We start from the raw sequence: 26171 nt of genomic DNA, 5'->3' as shown, positions 1-26171 counted from the left end.
ATTATGTTTTATAAGTGAATTGAATGACAGCTGCTTGGAAATTTCCTATTATTTCTCCTCTACTTCCCCCACTGTTAATCCTAGCGTGAGGTATAAATCTTCCATAACTATAAATTACCTGGGATGAGAAGTTTTTAAGAAGCATTAAATCTAAACCCACAGATAAAGAACCAGATCCCGATAGAGGGTAGCCTATTGCATTTGTTGAAACAGGGGCAGGATTAGTTTCATAAATAAGGGAATTAAGTAACGCTAATTTATCCGTTATTGCGTAACGTAGATTAGTTTGAAATGACCAAATATCGCTCCAATTTGCTGGCAAGATAGTGCTTCCCGTTGTTTTATTTTTAAAATTAACATTTTTTTCAAGAGACCAACCTGACCAATATAATTTACCTTCTGTAAGCAGTTTATCACTCCACCGATGCTGAAGCCCTATGAAAGCAACCGGGGCTTCAATAATATTGAGATAAAAATTGTGGACGCTTGTATTGCCGAGGGAACTAGTACCGCGGCCATATGTATTCACTCCTGTATAAATAGCCGCGGTCAAAAAGTTACGAGAGTTAATTTTGTAATAAATCCCCAAATCACCTGTGCAATTTAAGCCACTCATCTTATTGATCTGATTACCCATGTTAGGCACGATAAAATCTAATTCCCCGCGCTTGTTGTATTCCAGGTTAATGCCAACCCCAACCGCTAATTTTTCGCTCAGCTGATAGCTTGATTGAGCACCAAGCCGGTAATAGAACAATTTGGTTGTGGTTGATGCTTCCCTAACAATAGAATGCATTGGCCATTCTATGTGACCATAAGCACTCGGTGTGATGGTGATCCCTCCAACAAATTTGTTGGTAAATCGAAATCCTGACAATAAATAAGGAATAAAATCTTCAACTCTACTTGTCACTCGCCCCTGTCCAAGAGGCGTGATTCCCTTGAATTCTAATTTTGGTGTGATGACTACATTACCTTCCAGTAATTGCAGCTTTTTAATTAAGCTCAATTCCGCAGGATTGAGAAAAAAATTACTATTTAATATTTGATCTACAGCACCATGGGTACTTCCTAACCCTAAACTGGATAGTATTGTAATGCCTATCCTCGAAAAAATTTTTTCCATAAAATTTTTATTACCTACTCATGTTTTAAGAGAAACCATTATGGAATAATGGTTTCCATTTGGAGCGTTATTCACCCATCATTATTTTGCATTGAATACAATCCATCCTCATTACAATTTAAAGAGGCGAGTTTCTTTGTTGATCGGGTTCTAAAAAAGTAGCCATGGATTCCAAAAGCTTTTCCATAAATAAAGTTGGCTTAGCCTGTTTAAACACAGGAGACATTGGATAATGATCGCTTTCAAAAATATGAACTTTTAATAAGTTATCATAGAAAACCGATTGGTTTTTATGCGCAAACCACTGCTTAATATCATCAGTCCAAGCGTACAAAGGACAAGAAGCATCATATAGCCCTAATGCAATAAAAGCCGGGGTAATATAAGCATTTGTTAGACGTAAATCATAGTCTGCTATGACTTCAAAATAACGTTTAGCTAGCTCTTCATCAAGCCGAATCCCATCCCATAGATCGTCAATGGCTGGTAAAGATAGGGTTAAATTATCATCGCCAAAAAATTGCGCTTTGCGGGTTTTATACTGCCTTACAAATTTTTGCGTCGAGGTGGACGATTCGGGCGGTAATTCGCTATTTTGTATAATAGATTGACTGGCTTGATCAATTTCTTTTCTTTTCTCAGAAGCATTAACTTCGAAAAAATCCGACATCAGTGTTTTTCGATAGTTACCCCAAATAGGCATGGTTCCCACTAAGATGTTAAAAAGAACTCTATCCGCGTGTTGGCGGGCATATTCGATGGCTAATACACCATTACTGGAATGACCAAACAAAACCATTTTTTCAAGATCCAACTGTTTTCTTATTTGCTCTATGGCATCCACAAAATGGTTTAACGTGAGACTGCTGTAATCTATAGGCGGATTTTCCATATTTGATTGAAATATATCAGCAAAGTAAACAGTAAAGTGCTCGAATAATTCTTCGGGTAATAATCCCTCTTTTTTAAATAAAGAAGCAGGCCCCACTATCAACATGGGTACGCTACCTATTCCCCTTTTTTCGACCGCAATCTCTTTTCCAAAAACAGTTACAGGCATAAATACTCTCTTAAAATTGACTTATTGATTTGTTAATTATTACACCAATTTCCTTAGCACCAGGTAGCCTTAAGATATCACTGTGATTACCTGTGATTTGGTGAATTTCAACCTGATTTGTGGTTAATAATGACCAATGATTATCCACAGAGTCAATAGATTGATATTCGGGAAGTATATCCTTTGCTTTAAATAGCACAATATTAAGCGGAAGCTTTGGCGGTTTATATGACAATAATAGTTGCATGCGCTTCCATAGAATCTCCACTAATTGGTCCTTCTTCTTCAATAAATTTGGTATTCTTACCATAAGTTCAGCCAGAGTACGCTGAGTTGCCATTAAAAATCTTTCTTTATCGTGTAGTTCGGATGAGAACATCGCCCAACCATCTACTATAAAAATTTTTTCAACTTGTTCTTTCTGTGCAAGAAGCTGTCTGGCAATTTCAAAAGCCAACGTACCACCAAAGGAATATCCAGCTAACACATAAGGTCCATTAGGTTGTTTTCTTTTGATTTCTTGTAAATACAATGCAGCCATTTCTTCCAGGGATGTAAAATCCACTTGCTTAAAATTAGAACTAATCGCTGGATCCTGTAAAGCATAACATGAATAAGGCGGAAGATAATTGATCAAATCAAAATAGCAAAATGCAGTACCTCCGATAGGGTGTAAGAAAAATAGTGCCTTTGAGGTAATTATCTCCGGTTTAAGATTAATCAAAAAAGAAGAATCCATTAATCTTTGTTTGCTGATCAGTTCAGCAAGTTTATTGACTGATTGATTTTCTAGGAAGTTATTTAACGAAATTCGAATCGAACAGCTCTCTTCAATTAACTCAAGCAAAGTGATCGCTGCTAGTGAATCACCACCCAAATCATAAAATCCTATATTGGGGTCTATTTCCTGTTTTCCTAAACTTTCCTCAAAAAGTTGTTGTATTTTTTCCCTGATAGACTCGTTTTCAAAGAGCTGGGGAGAAAGGGTTGGTTGTTTTTTGGGGGGATGGGGAAGGGCTTTATTTAATCTATCATGCAAATTTTGGAGAGTGATAAACAAATTAGGATTATCCATTTTATTGAAAACATGCTGGATTACATCCATACCCTGTTGCAACGTAAAAGCCCTTTTTAAGTTTTTATTTTTGTTTATTACAGAATGTTTCCAAGCATCCCAACTGATACTAAACCATTTGATTGGTTCATTTTTGCGTCTACTCTCAGCAAAATAATTCAGATAATTGTTAGCAGCTGCGTAAGCGCTTAAACCCACACCACCTAAAATACTTGAAACAGATGAGAATAAAAGACAAAAATCAATTTCCTCTTCATTGACCAACTGAGCTAATATATTTACTCCAGTGATCTTTGCAAGCCACTGCTCATGTACTTGGTTTATTGTTAAATCTTTAATGAGAACTCGGGTAGAGCCATCAATGACTGCAGCGAGATGGAAAAGACCATCTAATTTTTTATAAGTTGTAGTAATATGATTAAATACTTCACCCATCTCATCATAATTAGACACATCAGCTTGCATTATCGAAAGAGAGCCCGCACAATTTTTAATGTTCAGTAGGTGTTGAATTAATGGTGTATCCAAGCCGCTTTGGCCAGGCTGCTGCAAAATTTGCATATAAGGGATAGAAGAACGCGTAGTTAATATGAGATGAGCTTTATAATTAGCAGCTAAATAGTTGGCAAGTTCAATTCCCACGTTCCCTAATCCGCCAACAAGCAGATAAACCCCACCTTCTTTCAGATGGACATGCCCAACAGAATTTGAGGATTCATAACGTTTAACTTGCTGAGTAAAGCGGAGGTTATTTCTGTAAGCCACTAGAAGTGTTTCTGGTTTGGATAAGCACTCTTTAACGAGGGAATTAATTAATGTCTCATCCCCCATTTTTTTCTTAGTAGACTCTAAATCAATGACAGAACATGGAATTGAAAATTCTTGCGGGATAACTGCAGCATGGCCCAGTACTAAAGATTGTCCTGGATAAATTTTATCCTCAGACAGTATATGAGCTAAATAATTAGTGATGATATAAAGAGAAGGTTGATTGTCTGAGTTAGGAAAAAATACCTGAGCAAAATAGGTTAGCGCAATAAAATCAGTAGAATCAACATCATTCGATACTCTTGCTAAATTATTTTCCTCATCCTTAATTCCCCAACAATACAAAATTTTGTCCGGCATTGCCTTTTCTTTACCAAGACAATCAAAAAGTTTTTGATAATCTTCTTTACTAGATGGATTGATTTCATAGCTCGATGAATTTATTGAGCGAAATTTTTTACCTGTCTTTATTTCGATAATGTTATTTTTTAAATTTTGCAAGTGCAAAATTATTTTTTTGCTTACTCCGAGCCTATCGGTAAATATAAGCCAATTCCCATTTCCAGAAGAAGAGGTATCAACTAATTCAGCTAATTCCCAGTAAGGTTGATAAATTAGGGGTTTTGAACTAGACGTCTTATCCTTAGGAGATGGATGAATCCAAAACGATTGCTTCTCGAAGGGGTAAGTAGGTAATGGGACTCGTCGTAATTTTGCTTCACCATAAATAAGTGACCAATCAGCCTGGCCATCCATCTGCCATGTTTTTGCGATTTTGTATTCTGAACCATCAATTTCCAGAGCGTTATCAGATTGTAAAAGTGAAATTAGTTCTTCCGCATTTTTGCAGAGAAACACTTTACGAAAGTTAAACGTTTGTCTGCCAACTTGTAGCGTATAAGCAATATTAGCAAGTGCAGTCTTATCGATATGGTTTTGCCTCAAGTAGTCTAATAAATTCTTTTGCTGCTGTTGCAAAGCCATTTCTGATTTAGCTGAGATTGGAATAATAAAGGCGTCTTGCTGGACTTGTTGGGGAGAGAGTTGCGGTGCCTCTTCCAAAATGACATGAGTATTCGTTCCTCCAATTCCAAAAGAACTCACTCCTGCCCGCCTGGGAGATCCGCTTTCCCAAGCTGTTGTCTTTGAATTAACATAAAAAGGGCTATCAGTAAAATTTATCCCTGGATTAGGTTCATTAAAATAAAGGGAAGCTGGAATAGTTTTATGTTTTAAAGCCAAAATAGTCTTAATCAATCCTGCAATACCTGCAGCGACATCCGTATGGCCTATGTTTGTTTTAACCGACCCAACAGCACAGAAATTTTTCTTTGCTGTATAGTGTCTAAATGCTTTAGTTAAAGCGGCAATCTCGACGGGATCGCCTAACTTTGTTCCTGTGCCATGCGCTTCCACATAACTTATCGACTCCGGATCTATCGGCAATAGCGCGGTGGCTATACAACGAGCTTGCTCAATAATACTGGGAGCGGAATAACCTATTTTTGTAGCGCCATCATTGTTGATTGCAAAGCTTCTGATCACAGCATCAATCGTATCACCGTCCTGAAGGGCTTCCTCTAGACGTTTTAATACAACTACCCCACCCCCATTACTGCCAACTGTTCCTGATGATTGACTATCAAATACACGGCATCGGCCATCTACCGAATAAATCCCCCCTTCTTGATAAAAATAACCGCTTTTTTGTGGTACCCGAATGGCTATACCACCCGCCAAAGCAAGATCGCATTCATAACTTAATAGGGATTTACATGCTTCAATCACTGCAACGAGTGAGGTAGAACAGGCACTATTAACGACTACACTTGGTCCTGTTAAATTGAGGAGATAGGAAACTTTAGTTGCTAAAAAATGGTTACTCGTCGCAATACTGATTTGATAAGGCGAATTAGTCTTTGTGGCTTCTTCGCTATTGAGAATATGATGATGCAAATAAGTACTATCGCTCATACCGGCATAAACACCGACAGAACGCTCTTTTAAAGACGAATAACCTGAGATTTCCAATGCTTCCCAACACAGTTCTAAAAATACACGCTGCTGAGGATCCATCAGCGCTGCCTCTGCAGGTGTTAAGCCAAAAAAATTGGCATCAAAGCAATCAATGCCGTTTAAAATACCGCGAGCTTTGATATATCGTGGATTAGCAATCGTATCCTTGCTAATACCTTCTTTTTGAAGATCTTCTTCAGTAAATCGGGTAATGCAATCGCGCCCTTCTTTTAGGTTTTGCCAGAATTCATTTATATTTTCAGCTTGTGGAAAGCGTCCTGCCATCCCAATCACTGCGATAGCAGAAGCATTCTCAGCTTTTGTATCATCAGTTGACATCATCATTTTTAAAATTGATCCTTTGTGGCTTTTGATATTTGGCGTTTAGTGAATGCTTTTTTAGCACTAATTTTTCTTCAATATTATGATCAGATTTTAGACTATCTAAGTAATGAGCCAATGCTTTAATCGTCGGATTACTAAATAAGTGAATAACGCTCACCTCTCGCCTTAAACAATCACTTAACTGTAATGAAAGTCCTACAAGATCAATCGACTTTAATCCCATATCAAGAAAATTTTGATCGAGGGGTATGTTGTTAATGCCTATTATTTTTTTTATTTCTGATGAAACTATTTCTTCAGTGCCCGTTAATTGCCCTTCCTTTATTTCAATAGCAGTGTCCTTCACTGGAAAGTTGAGCAATTTTTTCTTATTAATTTTTCCATTTGAAGTTAAAGGGAGTTTCTCAACTATGATAAGGTGTTGAGGTATTAATGCATGAGGCAAAATCGTTCTTAAAAACTGCCTGATGTTTTCTAAATTAAGATTTACATTATGAGATAGAATAAACCCTTGCAAGTGTTTATTATCTGGGGTGAGAATGACTGCAGCCTTTTCTACCTCTGGATGTTGTTCAATCGCTTTCTCTATTTCCGGTAGCTCGATTCGGACACCCATTATTTTGACTTGCTCATCAACACGCCCTAAAAACTCTAGTTCCCCGTTAAAAAGCCAACGTCCCCTGTCCCCAGTTCGATATAACCGATGTTGCCGTGAGTTGTCCCCATTTTCCTGTTCTATGATAAATGGATTACGAATAAACTTCTCCCCTGTTAAGTCAGGGTTATTCCAGTAGCCTCTCGCAACACCCAACCCGCCAATATAAATTTCACCGTAAATTCCGATGGGTAGGGGCTGTTGTTTTTCGTTGAGAATGTAGATCTGTGTATTTGGCAGAGGCTTACCTATCGATAGGACTTCTTGCCCTGGAACACAATTAGCAATAGTGGAACAAACAGTAGCCTCGGTAATTCCATAAACATTCAAAAATAATCTGTCTTTAGCCCAATAATTAATGACAGCGTCACTACAAGACTCACCCCCAACCGCGATCACTTTTAGATGGGGAAGCTTTCGATGGGGTAAAGCCGTCAAGATAGAACTCGCTAAAATAATTGTACTAATTTTATAAAATTCTAGCGCCTCAATAATTGCGTTAGGATCAAAAAACTCTTTATCCATTAAACATAAACTTGCCCCGCTTAGGAAAGCCATACTCCATTCTGCAACAGCAACATCAAAGCCAAAAGAGGCGATTTGCAAGATCCTACTATTTTCAGTCACTTCCAATCGCTCAATACAACCCAATGCCATATTAACTACAGACCGATGTTCCACTAAAACCCCTTTAGGTTTTCCGGTAGAACCGGATGTGTAGATCATATAGGCAAGATGAGAAGGAGAAACGTTAACTTCAAGATTAGTAGGGCAAAAACTAGAAAGGGATATTGTATCAAGATTAATCAGTTCTATTGATTTATCTAATCCTTCAAGTACCTGGCTTACCATCGGGTAAGTTTTATTATCGCAAATGATTATTTCAGCCTCACTATCACTAATCAAATACCTTATACGTTTCAACGGGTAGCCCAGATCAACAGGCACATAAGCTCTGCCTGCCTTGAGTACAGCCAGGGTACTCACAATCAGATTAATGTTGGAAGCTGTTAAAATTAAGGTTAGCGCTTCAGGTTTAACCCCTCTTTTATTGATAAAACGGGCAAGTTGGTTCGCTTTGGTATTTAATTTTTCATAAGTTATCGTTTCGTCTTTATAAAAAATGGCAGGTGCGTCCGGATTTTTATTAACCCGCTCTTCAAATAGCTGGTGGAGTGTTTTTTCAAATGGATAATTCTTTTGGGTCTTATTCCAATCCATAACAGATTTTTCACGATCTAAATCGGGCAGTGAAGGAAGGTCATTAAGCGTTTTAGAGTGATAAAGATGGAATAGATTAAGAGTACTACGAAAATGGGCTAGCATCCCTTCTGCCAATTCGGGGGAAAATAATTCAGTCGCATAGTTTAAGCGAATATCCAAATAATCCTCTTCATTGGTGATCTCTAATGCCAAAGGATAAGGTGTCGTTAAGCGAAAAGAAGTTTCACAGTTTAATTCACTAAAACTTGATCTAAGTATTTTGTTTAATGAGTAAGGCTTATAATCAAGGATTGATTGATAAAGCATTTCATCTAAAGTTAAACCACACCATTTGCGTATTTCACTTAGAGAGGTATGAGTATGGCCTCTGAGTGCTTTACCTTGTTTACGGACCGATCTTAAATAAGTTAACACTTTTTTGTGTGGATTAACTGTCAAGGCTAGTGGTAATGTGTTGATGAATAATCCAGCACAATTTGCCACTTCCTCCCTCGGAAAGGCTCTCACTGAGCCAAAAATAATATGTTCATTATTACTATAATGGGATAAAACTATGCCCCAAGCCGCTTGTAATACAGAATTAACAGTTAGATCATATTTTGCTACAAAATCAAATAAATTCTTATACTCTTTATGGGTTAATTTAGAATTTAATTGGGTGAAATGTTGTATTGTTGCTTGTTTCGGGATAGCTGGCAACAGCGAGCATTTTGAAAAGTTTTTCAACTGTTTTTTCCAATACTGCATGGCTTCGCTTTCATTCGGTACAACAAATTTATCCTTTATAGCAAAATAAGAAGAACTAGGAGGTAATTTCCAGGGCTTATTACTCAGTAAAGCACTATAAATGGTTAATAACTCTGTTAATACTAATCTTGCCGATGAGCCATCCAGAAGAATATGGTGTCTTGACCATATAATACGGTATTCATTTTCACTAAACCGTATCGCAGTAAGCCTCATTAATGAGGGTATATTAAAATCAAAAGAGGTTACTAGATCAGTGTCTAAGAACTGCCTGAAGAGTGCATCTTTTTCCTTAAAAGGGAGATTGGTATAATCATGAAAATGCACGATTGGCTCCACATTCTCATAAATGGTTTGGACAGGAGTAGCATTAGCAGTCAATTTGTCCAAACTAAAAGCCGTTCTAAGAATTTCGTGGCGTGATATAACTAAGCGGTAGGCTTGCTGGAATAACTGATAATCAAATTTACCTTTAAAGGTGAGACACATCTGTGAAATGTATATGGGATGAGGGGCGCGGATCGTCTCATAAAAAATCCCTAATTGGTTATCAGTTAACATGCATGCTATTTTTTTCGGATTCACCTTAATTCCTAACAACTTTTATGGTTTTAGAATTATAATATTAAGCCTAAGCTATAAATTTTCCCGCCCGATATTTAAGGATCTTGCTGCTAAAGCCTTTTGTTCAAATTTGCCAGAGTAGTCTGCGCGAATTAGGCTGCTTTAAAGTACAAATGTGAAGTTCCTAGCGTGGAAATGGATTATACTTTCCATCAAGCTAGACAAATTGACTAAAATATAGCCTTAGTATAAGGAACAAGGCAATGAATGACAAGATAGTATTTGATCTTTGCAGTGATATCATTATCCTTCTTGATTCTTGTTGCAATGTCTTACGATTTAATAAAAAAGCTGAATTAACATTTAAGATTCCTAAAAAAAATATAATAGGCTTTAACTTCTTTGAAATAATGGAAAAATATGGAGTTACCCTCAGCTTCTCCATTAAGGATTTAAATTTAATTAAGGCCGATAAACCACGGATTTTTGAAGGGGATGTTTTATTACAGCATCAGCCTTCTAGTGATCAGAGATACCATTTCCATTGGACAATTAGCAGGCATTCTTCTCATAAAAAAGATAAATTCATATTAATCGGTGAAGATATTTCAGAAACAGTAAGCTATAAAACTTCTCTTCAAGACAGTCAAATATATCTGAGAAATATCATTGAAAATCTCCCGCAATATGTTTATTGGAAAGACAGAAATTTCGTTTATCAAGGTTGCAATAATCTTGTTGCTCAATATCTCGGTCTGAAGTCGCCTTTGGAAATCATTGGGAAAACTGACGAAGATTTTAACTGGGATGAGACGAGAGTAAATTTTTTGCATCACACTGATGAACTCATTCTGCATGAAGGCATAACAAATATTGTGGAAGATGCTATTCCCAAAGAAGATGGCTCATCCCGCATCATGCTAAGCAGTAAAGCACCGTTGCGTAATGAAAATAATGAAATAGTCGGTATTTTAGGTATTTCTTTCGATATCACTGATAGAAAAAGGATGGAAAAAGATCTAGAAAAAGCCAAAATTGCGGCGGAAATAGCCAATCAATCCAAATCCGAATTTATCGCCAACATGAGTCATGACATTCGTACCCCACTAACAGGTATCCTAGGATTAATTCAAGAATTGATAAATCTTGCTGATGATTCTTTAGTCTCTTTGGAGCAATCCTCGTCCATTAATAGCACTGAGTTTATAACAAAATTACTTAGCGGATTGATTGAGAAAGTCCAAGAAGATGGTCAACTTTTGCTTGGGGCAACTGATGAGCTATTACAATTACTCAATGAAATTTTAGACACCATGCGCTTAGAATCAGGTAAGATCCCTGAAAAAGCTGAATCGTTTAATTTACGGGAACTCGTAGAGCACAATATAGAACTCATGTTGCCGGTAGCTCAGCATAAAAAATTAGATCTGACTTGTGAAATCGACGATTGTGTCCCTAACTATGTTACTGGATTACGAAATTATCTTGATCGCACCCTACTAAATCTGCTTAGCAATGCACTTAAATTTACGGAGAAGGGTTTTGTTAAACTCAAAATACAAATTTTGGATAAAAATGGTCCAAATTACCCCTTCGGTGAAAACATCGAATTAAAAATTACAGTTCAGGATAGTGGCATTGGTATTCCAAAAGACAAATTTGATACGATATTTGAGCATTTTTCTCGCTTAACACCTTCTTACCAAGGATTATATAAGGGTGCTGGTTTGGGTCTTTATACTGTAAAACGCTATATTGAAGCGATGCAGGCGAAAATACGGGTAGAAAGTGAAATAAATAAGGGAACCTGTTTTATTATTACCCTTCCTCTTACTGTGTCTGATCATTCTGACCGTGAAAAAATGTCTTATCGCCAGCCTAAAGCGAAAAACGCTTCGGTTACTAAATCCATAACTACTCCTAGCACTGATAAAACAAAAGAAATAGAGGAGAGCGAAAGCACGATAACTATTCTCATAGTAGAAGATAATCGTATTGCTGCAAGAGCAGTGCACTCCAATATTTGCGGCTTAATCAATCACTGCAGGTGTGATATCGCATCAGATGGTGTCCAAGCCCTAAAAATGGTTCAAGCAAATCACTACGATTTAATTATCATGGACATAGGACTTCCTGATATCGAAGGAACTGAAGTCACAAGACAAATTCGCGCCTTAGAAAATCCCCAAATGTCGTCAGTACCTATTGTTGCGCTAACAGGGCATGGAAATAACCCCGAGAAGAAAAGGGAAGCATTAGATGCTGGGATGCAAGAAGTTTTCACAAAACCACTGTCCCCTTCTGCATTAGAATCGCTATTACAACGATATATTTTTAGATTTAAGCAAGGCTTGGTACTTGAAACCATGCCGACAATGACCCAGGAAAAAGACAGCACACAAATTATTGATTGGGCTAAATGTATAGAGCAACATAATGGGGATGAGAATCTCATCCATGAACTACTAGCGGCTCTAGCCGCTGATCTGAAAATCTCCCAAGAGAGACTGGCAAAAGCTTATCATGCTCAGGATAATGATGCATTGCGGGAAGAACTACACCGAGTTCGTGGCGGAGTAGTCTATCTTACCCTACCCCAACTCGATAAAGCATTCGCTGAGTTTCATGAAGCAGTAAAAGCTAAACCACAAAACCTTCATCAATTACAAAACACATATAGGCATTTACAGCAAGCTATCGATGCCTTTTGGCAGATAATTAAAAAAGAAAAATATAGCCAATAATAGATTTGTAATCAGTACATTATCGCATCTGAAACTTAGTTTTTTGTATGCAATAAATCCAAAATGCCAATCCTTATAAAATTGAATCCAACAAGTTCTCTCCTTGTCATTAACAGGTTTATCAACAGAAAATGTGGATAACATGTCGTTGTCGCGAAATAGAGTTGATTTCTGTAGACAGCATTTTATCCTGTTCATGAAATTACTACGTCATTTCGAGCTTTGCGAGAAATCTCCTGGCTGTGGCTAATTCAGCTATGTGTTCACCACGGCTTCACCGGTCAAAACGTATGACGGGCTGTATTGCTTCAGATACTACATCCCAGAGTTTAGTTAAAGTCTGTTTTCGTGGGGTCGTGTGGAATAACCACCAAAAGTGTTAGTTTTTCTCTAATCTTCTAAAGCTTCCGATATTTTCACCCAATAATTAAGATCTCTTAAGCCAAGCAGAAAGTTTATAAGGCAATAAAGCGATCAATTAGTTCTTATAGAAGGAGATTCAGTATAGTTATTATCTAATTTAAGAATAAATTGTTTTACATCTAAGAATGCAATGTTGTTTGCATTATATTTTTCGATAGATTCATTTATTACATCGCATAAGGCTGTAAAGGTTAAATCTGTTTGCTCTCCTTTATTTGGATCAAAAAATGAAAAGTGTTCATCAGTTTTTTTAATAACCATTGAATGTCCTTCAAAGCCAAAGAGCTTTTTGTTAAACACCATAAATTTGATGTAAGTCCCATCAGCCAACTCGTCCAATTTAGGCTGTAGTAAATTTTGATTAACCTTGTTTTCTGTAGTTTTAATTGGGTCAGTAAAAGAAAATAAACTGCATGGATAAATGTTAAAAAAGAAGGCAATGAGTTTTTGCCAAAAATTATAAACCTCTAAAACATGGCTATTTATGATTCTAGGTTGGTTCAGGTTAAATAGAGTAATTTTTTCTTGATAAACATTATTAGCAGATAATTTAATTTTATCATCATCAATGTTGACCATTTTATATGAATTTTTATGATAATTTGCTAGATTGTTCTGTGTTCCTCCCATCAAGTCTTCCATTATTACATAATTAGAGATCAGTTCGCATAAGCCGTCAAATTTGAAAATATATTTCAGTAAATCAGAGTGGCTTGGAATAGTATGTCCATTGTTGGAGGTTATTTGTAATATTTCTGGTAATTTTGTTTTTAAAAACTTCGTTAGATTTTCTCGGGATTGTTTAAAATCTATTTTAAATCCTAGTTTTTCATTAGGGATAAATCCTTCTTGTATTTCACCATCAGGGTTTGATGATACATATTTTAATCCATTCTTAGTAGGCAAAAAAAATATAGGAAATACAGGAAGCATTGCTTCGCTAGAACGAGGATTTTCACTTTTTGCTTTTTTAAATACTTCAATATACTCGTTTAATAGGGCTATCTCTTTTTGGGCGAAATAATTTAGTTCAAGTTCTTCGTCTGTCAGTCCTTCCCAAAAGCCACTTACTGCAAGAACATAAGTTGGAAAAATACAAATATTATCTTGTGTAAATTCTATAAACATATAATACTCTTTGCATAATAAATGATTGATATATTATCAAATCAATCAAAAAATGTATATTGAATTTCTTCTTTCAGTAATTGGTTGCTTTAAAATTAACTTTTCTTCAATTAAGACATTTCGAGATCTCAAATATAAATATAAGGTTGTTTTTGAAATATCTAATTGTTCAGCTATTTTTGACAGGAATTGTCCCATTTATATAAAATTCTTCAGCAATAGTTGCCTTTTCCATAGCTGATTTTGACATCCCTTAGTGGATGAAATCGTCACAACGCTGGCAATACGAAGAAATCATGGGATGGTTTATTCATGTTTGTCGAGATAACGCGGCGACACCCATCGCTGCAACCCTACTCGACCGAGCTGCAATCAAATGCTCATACCCTGCGACATTGCCGGCGGGTTTAAAAGTTCACGCGACTGCGTGAGCTCGTTGGTTCTTACTTCATCTAGGCAGGTTATAGCCGCCAAATCCGCCGCCGCCCATGCTGTCGCCCTGCGTCCACCGGCTCGCGGCCACGCGGCGCGCTCGCAGCCCCGAACTAATGCAAAATCGAAACCAAGACCAGAATTAGGCGCGACGAGACGGAACCAAGAATCATCCTGTCCAGTTGTCCAGTTGTAAAAGGTTAACACTCGCGGTAATGTTGCTTCGTTGAACTCAGGTCTCGGTTCAAACGAGCGGTCTGGCCGGCAATATTCTTGAGCCACATGAGCAGGAACATCGCGCTGTGCTTTACCCACATCCCACCAGGCAGCGTCCAGTGCCGCCCAATTTTGCGCAGCATACCACGCATCATATCCATCCAGATAGCGCTGATAGGCTTCTTTGAGGGGTTTAAAATCGAAATGGGCGCGGCGGTGTTCCTCACCGTTTTGCTGATAAATGAGCCCAGCCGCGTCGTTGCTATCAATTCGGGCTAACATATCGGCTTTGGTTTCCTCGTCCATGTGACGTTCTAACATACGGCACATATGCGTGTCTTTAGCCCAATAGGCATATTCATAGGCCGTACAATTGAACGTTCTTCCCGAGTAATCGGTGAACACACCTGGTGTTCGCAGTAATGTTTGGGTATTTGCCGGTGTTGCTACCAATAAACCTTCTGCCTCCTCTTGACGCCCTTTGGCCACATCCTGTAAAAAATGACGGGCTTCGAAACTCGGATGTGCAAGACAAGCTTCTTTAGCTGCTGTGGGTAGTCTTTCAAATTGCTTCTCATTGATTCGTGCAAGTAAGGTCTCAACGCCTACTTCTACATCACCGCCCAACACAGATTCATTTCGGTGAGGGATCTCTGTCGGGTGTGCTGCAAAATCAGTGCGAATGCTCGCAAAATAGTCAGGATTGCTGGATGCCGCAACGGGGTCAATGATTTCAGCGAAATTCACACAAATAGACCCTTGATGGGTTACAAATTTAGCCGTTCCTCCTGTCGCGCCATGATCCAATATCATAAAATCATCCATATGAGGATTTTCTGCTGTAGCTGTAACGGTACGATAAGTGCGTTCAAATGTTTGTCGAATGGCGGTCAAATCGTCTGCGTTGATAGCGCGTAATAAATGGAATGCATCAGAATTCACATTACAAAAATTGCAAATGGCTCTTTCTACGTCCTCGCCATTCGTTAAGGCTGTGGATACCAAACTGACCAAGCTATTACTTAAATCAGGTGATGCATCGAGAATCGCCCCAAAATTTTGCGTACTGATGCCACGCGCTTTGCAATACACATTCAGGTTCGCTAGAAAAAACTGAGTCAGTATCGATAATCGTTCTGTTCTTTCATCTTCAGGCGTTGCTGCTGGAATACTATAAAAAGGTGGTGTGGGTAGTGTTTCCCATACATCAACGGCACAAGCGCCTAATAACGCATCAATGTAATCGTCTCGTGTGGCATCGGCTCCAAAACCCATAAGCGTATCAATAGCCTCTTTGGTTGCAGGTGTTCCATCGGTGCGTTGGGTAAAATCAATGGCTAACCCAAACAATGCTAAACTTTACTCACTCAATACTCGTTGGATATCTGCAAAGCTCGCTGACGCAGGTAAAGCACTTAATACTGTTGTTGTAAGCCGGGTACGTGGGTCGGTTGTTGCCACCACCGTCGTAGGAAAGGTGCCATGCATTGCATTATACAACGGAGAGAGAGGAGTTCCTTCCGCATTATTGGTTCGGTTCACATTAAATACGGGATTTACAACGCGTGATTGGCTGTCCTGGGCACGAGGGCGCAATTGAACGCTGTATAAATTCGATGGCCTTCCAAGAAAAGCAGTCATCGCACCACTATAGCTATAGCGCATCGCTGAAACCGCTTCAATATAAGCTTCTATTTGGGCTAATCGCTCTTCTTTACCTGCCCGCTGTGCATTACCTGCCTCAAGTAACCCTATATCAAAGGTTAATGCTTCTTTATAAGCATTTAATTCACGCAGGGCTCCACCATCAAAAAATTCCCTTAAGGCTACCGTTGCCTTACAGGTATTATCCGTGCTGATTTCTTGGCCGCCAACAACCGGAACCATCAGATGAACTTGATTAGTTTTAGGATTAATATGGATGTAGCGTGGTGATACCGGCTCTGTCAATGGAATATGCATCGTCGCCTCTCTGATCACCTTATTACTTGATTAGTAATAATTATAGAGCACTATGCATTAAAATTAATCTTTATTGGGTCGTTTTTTAATATTCAGAAGAGAATTTTAATCGTTAGTAACAGTAACAAAGCTTTTAAATTTTCAATAGGCTATAAATCGTCAATTCGCGACACCGACTAATATGTCGCTGTGGCGAAAAAATTAGTTTTTTTACCCTCAAACAGCTTAAACAAGCTGATAAGCGCCTTTAATAAACCGTTAAGCCCATATAGAAAACCTTTTAGCAAAATCGTAACAATACCTCCTAAAAATCATGAGGCAGCTAAGCTGCCTCAAAGGAAAAAGTATAAAGGATTAAGGGGTAAAAGCCCGGACACATCTAACATGAAAAGTGAGGTTCTTACCCGAAGAGCTCTGGTTGCCATTGTTGAAGTCCTGTCTCCAAGCGAGGGACGCCGAATCCTCAGTAGAACTCCAGTAAAAATCACTGGCAAAACCACCGATGACCGCACGATTAGTAAATAAGCAATTGAGCTGACCCGAGGCTGTCAAGTTATCCCCAGCCGGCAAGAACCAATCGTTATAGCAGGTATTTCCTACCTGGCAGGGAGTATTGCCTTGCGAATCGACTTCGTAGTTACTACAAAGACTGGCAGCATAAGTGTTTGTAGGAACACCCAGGGCTGTCAGTACAGTAACGATCTGTGCAGTATTAGTGGCTCCGTTGGTAGTGCTTGTTGCACCGGTTGCCGTACCAGAACCTCCCCATTGAATGCCCGCGCTATTATCGGCAATGGCTGCGATAAGATTATTTCCTGTACTCAGGCAAGCAATGGTGCCACCGCCTGAGGGTTGTCCTACTGCGGTGGTCAAATATTGATAGCCATTGGCTAATGTTGTGCTACCTGTAGGCGTGCTAATGACAACATCCACGAAGCCTGCCGTGTGTGCTGGAGTTACCCCGGTCACCGTTGTAGAATTGACCACTTTAACGCTGGTCGCCGCTATTCCGTCAAAGGTGATGCTTGTTGCACCCGTTAACCCGGTTCCTGTTAAGGTAAAACCTGTTCCCCCCGATGCTGTTCCTGAGTTCGGATTAATTGCTGTTAGCGTAATACCTGATTCAATAGCAATAGCTGCCATTACCGCATTCGTATTTGTGCCTTTAATGTTAAAGTTTGTCTGCGGTACGACCGTGTGGCCTGGCGTATAAGTTATTGTGCAACTTCCTCCCGGCGGTACATAAGAACAGCTATTACCTGTTTCTGTGACATTACCGTTCAATGCCGTCCCAATAAAATTCGAGGTAATGTTGGTAGCCGCCACTTCAGTGGACGTGTTGTAAATGGTAAGCTGCCCAATCGAACCATCCACAGTCAGCGTTAAGGGAGAACCCTTTACTGCAATGACAGCATTGGTTATCGGTGGAGCCTGGGTGATGTTTAAAACATGAAGAGGGCTTGGGCGGTAACACGGATTAAGGCTTCCTAGTTGACAAACCACTGGCCCATCAATAATCGGGCCAATTATCTGACTGCCGATCACCTGCAGTGAAAGCGTGCAAGCTCCCTTACCGAGTAACATGAAAGGAATGCTACAATCCCCTAATCCCGTGTTAATTTGCATAATCCCTTGAATAGGCAACATCAGCAAAGTATGGGGACTGCTGGATTGATTGGTGACCCGGTATTGCACCAAAGCGGTGCTATTGGCAGGCACAGCCAGAGAGGTAGGGGTAAGCGGCTCAAAAGTCCACAATGGGATACCAGCACAAACTGTTGTTGTAATCAATCCTGACCACAGGAAAGCCAGCATTCTAAATCCCAAAAGACATTTGTTACTTTTTTTCTTCATGGATTTATCCTTAAGCCACATAAGTAAAGTTAAATAAAACACCATTGGTGTGAAGATGGTTGAGGGCTAACCCACTGTTTGTCATCTGACCTGAAACCACACCTAGTTTGCTTCGGCCCCAGTCGGCAAACTCATAACCGACGCCAACCTGCCAATGATTGCTAATGGCTTTTTGCACCCCCACACCCAACGTGTAGGTGAAGGCCGTTTTGCTGTGGTTACTGAAATTAGTAATAGGCAATGCCTCTAAAATCAACGGCGTGTTAGTAAAATCATAGGTGCGGTTAAAGCCTACTCCAACACTGCCGCTCGCCCACGGTATAAGCCAATACCCTTTGTCGAGTATGAGCTTTCCTTTTACCACCACCCGACTGTTACGTACTTTGTAGCGATAACTGTAATTGGTAAATGCAGGATCAGCATCGTCCCATATGACGCCTTGCAATTTAGCATTACCTGTAGTGGCTGCAGCTATCCCTAATTGCCCATGCCAATTGAATGCAAGCATCTTCTGAAAACCAATAAACAACTCACCGGAAGCCAGTGCATGGGCAGATCTGCTAGCCGCATAGGTTTGTGTAGTTTCAGGGGATAAGCAAACAGTTTGTGTTTCTCCACCTCTTGCCCAAACGGGACCTACGCTGATAGAGCCTACCCATGCCCAGTCTTCAGGGGCAACAGCAAGTCCCATGGTGCCAGCTGATGCCTGACTGACAATGACACTTGTCGTGACGAAAAAAGGAAATAAGAAATGTCTCATGAGGGATCCTTGTAATGTAAAAATGAGTCATAATGTGAAACCGTAAAACATCCAGCGGCAGTCGATTTCAATAACAAAGGAATGAGCGTTCTGATATACATCAAATAAATCGAACAGAGGGAACGGATAAAACAGGACTTTAACAAAGGAAGCCCACACAATAGAAACTAATAGAAAAAGATGACATCAAGACAAATCTATTGACACTTGTCGATTGCTGAAAACATCCCTGTCATTGGCCATTACGAGCAATCCTTTTTTGATAACTAATGAAAAGCCCATTCCATGCATCAACATCCTATATGTTATTTGATATTAAAAAAACCGTTTCAAATTATAATACTTTGTCTATGATTTAAAAAGAAAAAATCCTTCAATTTTTATTCCTCAAACTTAGCGAAAACATTAAGCGATAGCAATTGCTGCCGTATAGTGAGGTTTCATTACAATTTGCACTTGAACTGGTTTAAATTCCTTTCCGCATAATCGGATCCGGATAATGACTGAGCAAATAAGGTATGCTGAGCACAAAATTGATGATAGCCAACAGAACTTTGAAGTTCTTTTTGAAAATCTTTTAAATCCCTTAGCGTTATCTTTTTCCCGGAATCAATTAGATCTTGAAATTCTTTAGCTGAAGGGCCAGAGAAAAGCTCACCTACTTCAGCCCAGAGTTTCTCGGAGATCATTGGCCTTAAATCATCCCAAATTGCACTTAGATCAAATTTTAGCGAGGAAAACAACCGCATTGCCTTGCGAAACTCATCTGATGTTTTTGGCTGAGTAAATTGCGCTAAATATCCATTAGCAATTTGTTTTACAATTTGATCTCTTCTTCCTTCGATAGCAAAATTGAGAGCTTGTTCCATATTAATAAAATTCTGTTGGGTTTCTTGATAAACAAAAATTTCACCCGTCTCAAATTTGTAAAACCATCCGTGTATTGATAACTCACCAGCAGCAATTTTTTCCGCAATGATACGGTAAGTTTTCAAATGCTCCATCTGGACGAGGATATTTTGCTTAATAACGGCCTCTAAATTTATATCCTCATGGTTTTCTGCTAATTTGGCCAATACTGGTGATGAATGAGAAAGCCACGATGCTGTAACCGGCAAATGTTTATCGAGGCCTGGTGTAATCAACCCGTCCATTGCACCGCAATTAGAATGCCCACAGACAATAATATTTTTCACCTTAAGGACTTTTAAGGCATATTCAATTGCCACTGCTTCACTCGGAACAGCTGTTGCTGTGTGGGGGGGTACAATATTACCCACATTCCGCATCACAAACATATCACCGGGTGCCGAATGAGTAAATAAACTGGGAACAACCCGTGAGTCTGCGCAGGTGATGAATAAGATGTCTGGGTATTGTCCCCTACTTAACATCTCAAAAATACCTTGCATGTCTTTAAACTTTTCTTGATTAAATTTACGTACTCCAAGAATGAGTTTAATTAGCATCGCTTATGCCTCCAGATTAAAAATCTAGGCAAAAAATATCTTATTATTTCATAATCATCAAGTAATATTTCAAATATGTTAAGTTAATCGTTATCAAGTCAAGCTCTTTAAGGGAAATAAAAGCTGCGTCAACAGCTGTGTTAGCAGTTCTACCCCTCGGGGACTAGGTAAAGAAGTACTTCAATGTCTCGCAGGTTGCGGGCTTGGAGTCACTTCCACAGAGAGTACTGCAAGCTTGAAAGAGCAAATAAAAGCCTGCTGCCAAGGTTGTTTAAAAGCAATGCAGTAATTCCGAGCTCTATCCCTATTTAATTACGCTAATGAATAACCTGGGATTGAGCCCAGGTTTTATTTACCTAAATCTGATTGAAATATAAGCAATTACGAATTCTCATGAGAAAACTGATTCTTGACGATAAAGAGGTACCTGCAATAAAAATTCACTCACATTGTGTTTGACAACATCTCTAAGAGAACCGTTTTGACTAAATATCATTTTTTGCCTTTCAGAACTGGTCCCTGATTCGATAATCGTTTTTAGGTAAGCGAAGTAATTTTGATAATTGAGCCGTTTAATATAAGGCTCAAGTTTACTTATCCATTCGTAAAGATCCTCGCGCATGAGTTTAATTTTTCCTTCAGTATTCATAATCAACTCGCTATCTAGCCCATAGCGAATTGCCCGCCATTTGTTTTCACGCGAAAGCCAATGGGGGGGGCACGCTACTGACTCTAGCCAAGCGCCATTATCTGCAAACCAATACGCAAGAGCATGAATAAAAGCGGTGATAGCCAGTGTCTCTGCCAATGTGGCGGTGCCGTCACAAACCCGAATTTCTAAAGTGCCAAAACCGGGACTTGGTCTTAAATCCCACCATAAATCTTTTAATGATTTGATTGAACCGCAAGATTTTAAACTTCTATAAATATGATAGAAATCTTGCCAAGTTTTTACATAATACGGTTGTCCTGCTGTCGGCAGGGCTTCATATGCGGTAGGACGGCATGAAGCAAGTCCAGTATCTATCCCTTGCCAAAATGGCGAGCTGGATGAAAGCGCTAATAGATGTGGCAAAAAATACATAAAAAAATTGTTAAATCGGATACAGTCCTCACCGCTTTTCATGCCAAGATGCACATGCAGGCCATAAACACTCATACGTCGAGTTAACCATTGATTGCGATCAATTAAATCAAGGTAACGTGCTGTTGGGGATATTTGCCAATCCGCATATTTGGAAAACGGATGAGACCCAGTTGACGCAAAGAGTATTCCGAGATCTTTCGTTGCCCATTGAAGATCAGATAATGAGTTATAGAGATCATCTTCCACTTGCTTGACGGTATTGCATTTATCTGTAGTTACTTCGATGGTGCTTAAATAGAATTCGGGTTTTATTTTAGGTAAATCTGCAGTTGCATTAAGTACTTCCTCAGATTTCGAGGATAGATTGAGTGTTTCTGAATCAATAAGTTGTAACTCGATTTCAACACCTAGAGTGAGAAAACCATTACTCAAAAATTGGATGTCCTCGTCGTCAATTAGTTCTTTCGCAGCGAATTGTTGTGGAAATGGGTATAAGGTTTTTTGATTTAATTCATTGGGCATAACCTCTCCTCTTCTAGTTATTTCTTTTTGGAAAATGCTTCTTGGATTAAAATCCCATTTTTTTTGGATCCTCCTCTACTGCTATATAGAATAGTCAGATAAAATTGTTATTATTAGTGTCTGTTAAAATATTTCGTACACGAAGTAATTTTAGATAGTAACCCCGTAGCGAATAGATTGCAATCATTAAGACTAATCATGAATTATTCAAATCAAGTAAAAAACGAAGGCACCGAGATAGCTAATCAACAGTCAAAAAAAATTATCCTCGCCTTACGAAAGGTAATGCAGCATATGGATCATCATTCAAGATACCTCAATAAATATTACGGACTAACTATCCCTCAAATGATTTGCTTACATGAGATCTATGAAAATGGTTTCATGAATTTGTCTTCTTTATCTAAAAAAGTATACCTATCAATGAGTACGCTAGTTGGAGTAATTGATCGGCTGGAAGAAAAAAATTTTGTTCATCGAGTAAGAGATAAAAAGGATCGGCGCAATACCTTTATTGATATCACCGAAAAAGGAAAAGAATTTATTGCTGCCTCTCCACACCTCCTACATAACCGTTTGAACCAAAATCTTCAGGCCTTAACCGAGAATGAGCAAAAATCGCTTGCCAGCTCTATTGAGCTTTTAGTGAGTATTTTAAAAGAATGATAGAAAACTTTAGAAAACATCAAAACAAACTGGACATGATTTAAACTCATCAATCACACAACCCAGAGTATTTTGAGGTCAATAGATTAAATTCTATGTAAAAGCAAACCTTAAATGTAATTAAACACTGTTAACCCTTGAATCCGGGCAAAACTCTGCTGCGCTGCCTGTAAATATACTTGTTGCAAATTAAGCTTGACCGCAGCCTCAGCCAAATTAACATCTTGTACGGTATGCAATGTTTCCTCACTAATTTCCAAGACATCATTGTTAACCTGAGCTGCGACATCCAGTTGATTTAACCGAGCACCCACTTGCGCACGAAATGCAAGAATATTATTAAGAGCACTGTCCAATTGCTCAAGGAGCTGATTATTTTCGGTTTCTACTGCGGCTTTATCGGCAGCAGTAGAGAAGGATTGCTTAAGATTGGCGACAATGCGTACCGCAGTGGAAAAAATCGACTCATTGCGGGAAGGATTTACTGCAAAACTATCTCCCGCGTTTGGTGTTCCATGAAAAGTGACCTGAACCCCATTAAAATTAATTGTTCCACCATCTTGATAAAGAGGCGCATCATCTGGAAGGCCTGTGGAGGGAATAATTGGGCCAGTGCTTGCACCTGTAACCATTACCACCATTTGATTTAAGCTATTTAACACAAAGTTCACTGTATAGTTATCAACCACGTAGGCAGCAGGATCTATCACCGAACCAGTAGTCGCAGCCACAGTACCTGTATTAGGCGTGGACGTTTGTGTTACGGTAAATGTGCCATTACCATTGGGAATACGCATAAAAATATCATTGCCATTATCGTTTACAGCAATTTGTAACCCACTACTGATGATTTGTGAGCGTTGCGTTTGATCACCATTATAGATGTATTGTCCCGCGTTTAATGTAAAAGGCTGAGTAGATGTCTTACTGCCACTAAATAGGTAATAGCCGTTACTGTCTTGGGCATTACCCAAATCGACTAGTTGATCGAGTAAATTTTTTGCCTCTTCCGACATAGCTTCGCGATCACCCTCTGATAAAGCTGTGTTTCCAGATTGAACCTGTAATTCGCGTAGGCGCTGAATAACGTTAATAACGTTACTCAAGATACTTTCTTCATAGCTTATCTCACTCACAGCTGATTCGCGGTTCTTCTCCATATTCTCAGTTAAATTAATGCGTTGCATCATCAATTCAATTTGTGCAGCCCCGATTGGATCATCAGCAGGCGATTGGATTTTCTTTTGCGAAGAAAGCTGCTGCTGTAATTTTAGTGTCTCTGCCTGCTGGGCTAACACGCCATTTAAGCCTTGAAGAAAAATTTGGGTCGTTGAAATTCGCATGATCACCTCATTACGGCAAATAAAGCATCCATTATCTGACTTGAAACAGCCATCACGCGACTGGCAGCTTGATAAGCTTGCTCAAAACGCAATAGATTGCTTGCTTCTTCATCCAAATTCACACCACTTTTGCTTTCACGAAAATCAACTGCCTGTTGATGAAGAATTTCGGCAGCATCGCTACGTATTTTGGCTTGATAAGTTACACCCCCTACTCCTGTGATTAAATCAGTATGCTTATCAAATAGACTGGCCGTACCGTTGTTAAAAATTTTACTTTGCTGGAGTGCAGCTAGCATTAAGCCATTACGGTTGTCTCCAATACCACCGGCATTGTATGAAGCAGAAAACGTATCGCCTGTAGCCGGAATACCGGACAATATTACCGAATAACTGGGGTTAACCGAATCAGGAATCATTATTGTGTTATCTGTATTGGGGGTAAAAGTAAACGGTCCCGTAGTTACTGAATCGGTGACATTTATCAAGTTATATTGCGTTGGCGAAATAAATTGAATGCTATACTCTTTGCCAACCGCAGCATTGGTATTTAATACATCACCTAAAGCAATCCTTCCCGATCCTGTATTGTTTATTGAAGCCTCCGTGCGCACTGGGGAAGCCAGTGCAATTTCTCGCGGATCAGTGATATTTAATTGGAGATCACGTGCTGCCCCTCGCGTCGGCATTAAAGTAAACCGGTCGCTGTTGACCAAATTACTTACATCATCAACAGTGATCGTCATGCCATCCAAGATAATTTGACCCGCTGGCGGTGCAGGTGGTGTATTTGTCCAATTTAGCGTAGTCGATTGACCATCCGATTGTCGAATAAGCCGAACTTCATTTGTAGCGGTATCACTTACTACAAGCTGATAGTCACTCAACATGGTTTGGTTGATATCAGAAATAGCGACAGATAAAACAGCAGCCCCTGTATTTGAGTTAGAGGGTAATGATCGGGATAATTGCAAGTTAGCTTGATTGTAGTCAGTAAAATAATTTTTACCAATCTGGCTATTCATATCGATACCCAGTTTATGCTGGGTATTAAATGCGGTTGCCAGACCTATTGCTAATTGGCCAATTAATTGACTGCCGTAACCGAGGATGTCTTGCTCGAATTCAAGTAATCCTCCGATCATGCCAGAATGCAAATTTGAAGTAATATCGATCTGACCTTGCCCATTTGCTAGGAAGACTTGTGTACCAAGCTGGCCGGTTAGATTGGCATTAACCACCAAATTACGCTGTTCGGCCCCAATGACCAGCATCTCACCATTCCCTATTGCAACATCAATGCCTGCGTTACCTTGATCAATCACGGTGACTTCCGTGTACTTTGCCAATTCGCGCAATAAATCATCACGAGTATCAAGTAGCTCGGGCGCATCGGGTGCTGCAGTGAGTTGTTTATTGATTTGCGCGATATTCGCAGTAATTTGGTTTATTTGATTCACTGCTTCTGTAATTTGCGTGGTGTTGTTGCGTTGGTATTCGTCAAAACGGAGTTGTAACGAGTTAAATTGATCAACTAGCAACTGACTTTGTTGCAACATAAGCGAGCGTGAGGCTAAATTGTCGGGAGTCTCATTTAACTGGCCTAGCGCAGTGAAAAAAGTCTGCATATTCCCTGAGAGGCTCGTTCCTTTTTCAGAAAGCAATTTATCGATTTGTATCGCTTGCTGATAGAGCGAATCATATTGTGATTTGGTTGTTAGCGTTTCCCGCACCTGTTCTGTTGCGAAGCGATCACTATTACGTTGGATATTAGAGATAGCAACCCCACCACCAATATAAGAACCAGCATAGCGTTGTGACGGCATTGGCGCGAATTGAACAGTTTGACGTGTATAGGCTCTATTACTTGAATTAGCAATATTATTTCCTGTTACTGCAAGTGCGCGTTGGAACGCATTAAGACTTGATGCAGCAATGTTTAAAATTCCCGCCATGCTCCTTGCTCCCCTTTGTTTAATCTAAAG

The 26171-nt window shown here is 39.2% G+C and carries 14 protein-coding genes and 1 pseudogene; 2 read left to right on the top strand and 13 right to left on the bottom strand.

The features are described 5' to 3' along the window. Position 1: 1 nt before the first annotated feature. The 4 genes from LMI_RS06155 to LMI_RS06140 form a co-directional block, all read right to left on the bottom strand. Positions 2 to 1126, bottom strand: a complete 1125-nt coding sequence (locus LMI_RS06155) for an OmpP1/FadL family transporter (protein ID WP_045099013.1) — start codon at positions 1124 to 1126, stop codon at positions 2 to 4. 118 nt (positions 1127 to 1244) lie between these two features. Continuing rightward, on the bottom strand, positions 1245 to 2186 hold the full coding sequence (locus tag LMI_RS06150) for an alpha/beta hydrolase (protein ID WP_045099012.1): 942 nt from the start codon (positions 2184 to 2186) through the stop codon (positions 1245 to 1247). Positions 2187 to 2196: 10 nt separating this feature from the next. Continuing rightward, positions 2197 to 6390: a beta-ketoacyl synthase N-terminal-like domain-containing protein gene (locus LMI_RS14855; protein ID WP_052679471.1), complete on the bottom strand. Its 4194-nt coding sequence runs from the start codon at positions 6388 to 6390 to the stop codon at positions 2197 to 2199. Further along, positions 6374 to 9601: a non-ribosomal peptide synthetase gene (locus LMI_RS06140; protein ID WP_143000973.1), complete on the bottom strand. Its 3228-nt coding sequence runs from the start codon at positions 9599 to 9601 to the stop codon at positions 6374 to 6376. Before LMI_RS06140 ends, LMI_RS14855 begins: the two co-directional genes overlap by 17 nt. Positions 9602 to 9843: 242 nt before the next feature. Between LMI_RS06140 and LMI_RS06135 the strand changes: the two genes are divergently transcribed. Next, positions 9844 to 12324, top strand: coding sequence for a PAS domain-containing sensor histidine kinase (locus LMI_RS06135; RefSeq protein ID WP_052679470.1), 2481 nt, complete (start codon positions 9844 to 9846; stop codon positions 12322 to 12324). 474 nt (positions 12325 to 12798) lie between these two features. On the opposite strand, the gene LMI_RS06130 is transcribed toward LMI_RS06135, so the two are convergent. The 7 genes and pseudogenes from LMI_RS06130 to LMI_RS06100 all read right to left on the bottom strand — a co-directional run bounded on the left by LMI_RS06130 (position 12799) and on the right by LMI_RS06100 (position 22177). Further along, positions 12799 to 13875, bottom strand: a complete 1077-nt coding sequence (locus tag LMI_RS06130; protein ID WP_045099010.1) for a hypothetical protein — start codon at positions 13873 to 13875, stop codon at positions 12799 to 12801. 372 nt (positions 13876 to 14247) lie between these two features. Beyond that, complete coding sequence (locus LMI_RS15860) at positions 14248 to 14805, bottom strand: hypothetical protein (protein ID WP_489884279.1); 558 nt, start codon at positions 14803 to 14805, stop codon at positions 14248 to 14250. Between the two features lie 363 nt (positions 14806 to 15168). Next, positions 15169 to 16485 (bottom strand): annotated as a pseudogene (locus LMI_RS15855) (hypothetical protein); the annotation flags it as partial. A gap of 354 nt (positions 16486 to 16839) precedes the next feature. Beyond that, on the bottom strand, positions 16840 to 18339 hold the full coding sequence (locus tag LMI_RS06115) for an IPT/TIG domain-containing protein (protein WP_231852248.1): 1500 nt from the start codon (positions 18337 to 18339) through the stop codon (positions 16840 to 16842). Positions 18340 to 18349: 10 nt separating this feature from the next. Then, entirely contained in the window at positions 18350 to 19099 is a 750-nt protein-coding gene (locus tag LMI_RS06110; RefSeq protein ID WP_045099008.1) for an outer membrane protein, read from the bottom strand. A 443-nt stretch (positions 19100 to 19542) separates the two neighbouring features. Beyond that, positions 19543 to 20568, bottom strand: a complete 1026-nt coding sequence (locus LMI_RS06105) for a carbonic anhydrase (RefSeq protein ID WP_045099007.1) — start codon at positions 20566 to 20568, stop codon at positions 19543 to 19545. Between the two features lie 391 nt (positions 20569 to 20959). Then, on the bottom strand, positions 20960 to 22177 hold the full coding sequence (locus tag LMI_RS06100; RefSeq protein WP_045099006.1) for a carboxylate-amine ligase: 1218 nt from the start codon (positions 22175 to 22177) through the stop codon (positions 20960 to 20962). A 198-nt stretch (positions 22178 to 22375) separates the two neighbouring features. Here LMI_RS06100 and LMI_RS06095 point away from each other — a divergent pair, with 198 nt between their 5' ends. Beyond that, positions 22376 to 22843, top strand: a complete 468-nt coding sequence (locus tag LMI_RS06095; protein ID WP_045099005.1) for a MarR family winged helix-turn-helix transcriptional regulator — start codon at positions 22376 to 22378, stop codon at positions 22841 to 22843. Between the two features lie 110 nt (positions 22844 to 22953). Here the strand turns inward: LMI_RS06095 and flgL are convergent, their stop codons facing one another. Both flgL and flgK read right to left on the bottom strand, forming a co-directional pair. Further along, the gene (gene flgL, locus LMI_RS06090; protein WP_045099004.1) at positions 22954 to 24186 is read right to left on the bottom strand and encodes a flagellar hook-associated protein FlgL; all 1233 of its coding nucleotides are present in this window, start codon (positions 24184 to 24186) and stop codon (positions 22954 to 22956) included. A gap of 2 nt (positions 24187 to 24188) precedes the next feature. Further along, positions 24189 to 26141 (bottom strand): flagellar hook-associated protein FlgK, encoded by a 1953-nt coding sequence (flgK, locus tag LMI_RS06085; protein WP_045099003.1) that lies wholly within the window; start codon positions 26139 to 26141, stop codon positions 24189 to 24191. Positions 26142 to 26171 lie beyond the last annotated feature (30 nt).

Source organism: Legionella micdadei (assembly GCF_000953635.1).
GTDB classification, from domain to species: domain Bacteria; phylum Pseudomonadota; class Gammaproteobacteria; order Legionellales; family Legionellaceae; genus Tatlockia; species Tatlockia micdadei.
This window is presented reverse-complemented; position numbering and strand designations above follow the sequence as displayed.